This window comes from Bacillus sp. P4_D3, from assembly GCF_056401855.1.
In genome coordinates, this window is record NZ_JBFUIN010000573.1 from 1 (window position 1) to 1,991 (window position 1,991).

The window sequence follows — 1,991 nt, forward strand, 5'->3', positions numbered from 1 at the left end:
ACTTTAATCAGTGGGGTTTTGTYCATCCCCCACTGATTATTAGCCTTCACCAATCGGGCTTTTACGGGCAGTTGATCTCCCACCTAACTTCTTTGCTCCAGCTGAATTTTGAGGTGGGAGTCTTACTGCCCACAAATAGCGGGATAAACAGAAGTTATGTATGAAAAGGAGTAAAAGAAAATGAGACGTATAAAAAAAATAGGAACAACAATGATAGCGACAATAATTGCAATGGGGATTTTTTCGTTACCTGTTAGTGCTCACGTAACTGTGCAACCAGCAACTTCGGATGCTAACTCATGGGAAACCTACACAATAAAGGTACCAGTTGAAAAAAATGTGGCAACAACAAAAGTCACACTAAAAATACCGTCCGGCGTTGAGTTTCAACAGTATGAACCAGTGTCAGGATGGAAAGTGGAAGAGCAAAAAGATGGAGCTGGAAAAGTTAAAACTGTAGTATGGGAAGCGACAGGGGAAGGGATTTTATCTGGTCAGTTCCAACGATTTACTTTCGTTGCTAAAAACCCAGATAAAGAACAAAAAATAGCTTGGGATGCATATCAACAATATAAAGACGGAGAAATTGTTGAATGGACAGGCGATGAGAAAGCTGAAAAACCGCATTCAGTTACTACAATTGCAAAAGGTACGTCCTTAACTGGAGAACATGGAGAAGTATCTAGTGTGGAAAAAAATGAAGGTACAAGTAATATATCAACAATAGCAATTGTGTTATCAGTTTTAGCGATTGTATCTTCGGTGGGTACGTTTGTTTTTGTAGTACGTCGTAAAAAGTAAGGTATAAGAAAGAGCCTACAAGCAGTAGGCTTCTTTTTCACGTTTATTTATTTCACTTCAACTTGCTGCCTTACAGCAAGTGTTTTCGGCTTTATATTCACAAAACAAATACTCACCACAATAAATAATAGTCCGATGAATAAGCTAATTGTAATGGCCTCATGTAAGAAAATTGAACTTACAATAATAGCGATAAGAGGGATAAGGAATGTATAAGCCCCAACTTTACTTGCCTCACCAGCTCCTACAAGTGTGAAGTAAGCAAGCCACCCCATTGCAATAACGAAGAATGAAATAAAGAGTAGTACACTTACAAATGGTATACTCCAAGCGATGTTAGACCAGCTCTCAAATTCTGAACCAAATCCGATTAAGCAAAATCCGCCAATAATAAGCTGAAGTGTTACCATCCAAATGGCATTAACGCGGTGTCCAGTTTTCTTAATAAATACTGTGCCGAGTGCCCAGCCGATAGCGCATCCTAAAGCAAGTAGTACACCGATAATAGAAATATGTCCAGTTAAACTACTAGAGCTAATAACCCCAACACCAATAAATCCAAGAATAAGTCCGAAAATTTTCAAGCCATACATTGCCTCTTCAAGCCAAATCCATGAGAAAATGCCGAGTAAGACAGGTTGGAGAAATACGATTGCGGAGAAGAGTCCGGCGGGCATGTATTGAAGTCCGACAGTTTGTAGTCCGTAAAACAAAATAATATTGAGTAAAGATGAAATAAAGTATAAATGCCAAGTTTCCTTTAAATTTAACTGTTTGTATTTCGGTAATGCGAAAATAAGTAAGATAAATCCTCCTATTAAAGTTCTAATCCCTGCAAAGAGTACGGGTGGTGTGTAATGCAGAGCGAATTTAGATAACGGCCAATTAATTCCCCACATAATAACGAGAAATGTAAGGATTATTGTCGCTTTAGTTCGAGAAAGCTGTGTCACTGTAAGACCTCCTTGTTGTAATTCATTTCCCTATGATATGATATCGAGTGTAATAAATAAAATGAATCTTTTTTATGGGGAGTATAAGTAATTAGTTATGACCATTACACAACTTCAAGTTTTAATTAAAACGGTTGAATTAGGAAGTTTTACGAAGGCTGCTGGGATGTTGAATATGACGCAACCAGCTGTAAGTCATGCAATTTCAAGCATTGAGTCAGAATTAGGGGTTACCAT

At 37.9% G+C, this 1,991-nt stretch carries 3 protein-coding genes; 2 read left to right on the forward strand and 1 reads right to left on the reverse strand.

Annotated features, from left to right (window positions below):
• Positions 1–180 precede the first annotated feature (180 nt).
• A complete protein-coding gene (locus AC1DTM_RS24200) occupies positions 181–801 on the forward strand; it encodes a YcnI family copper-binding membrane protein (RefSeq protein WP_016104538.1) in 621 nt (206 codons plus the stop codon).
• A gap of 47 nt (positions 802–848) precedes the next feature.
• Here the strand turns inward: AC1DTM_RS24200 and AC1DTM_RS24205 are convergent, their stop codons facing one another.
• Complete coding sequence (locus AC1DTM_RS24205; RefSeq protein WP_002148757.1) at positions 849–1,754, reverse strand: DMT family transporter; 906 nt, start codon at positions 1,752–1,754, stop codon at positions 849–851.
• A gap of 97 nt (positions 1,755–1,851) precedes the next feature.
• Here AC1DTM_RS24205 and AC1DTM_RS24210 point away from each other — a divergent pair.
• Positions 1,852–1,991 (forward strand): LysR family transcriptional regulator (locus AC1DTM_RS24210; RefSeq protein ID WP_477001080.1); only part of this gene is annotated, 140 nt, incomplete at its 3' end.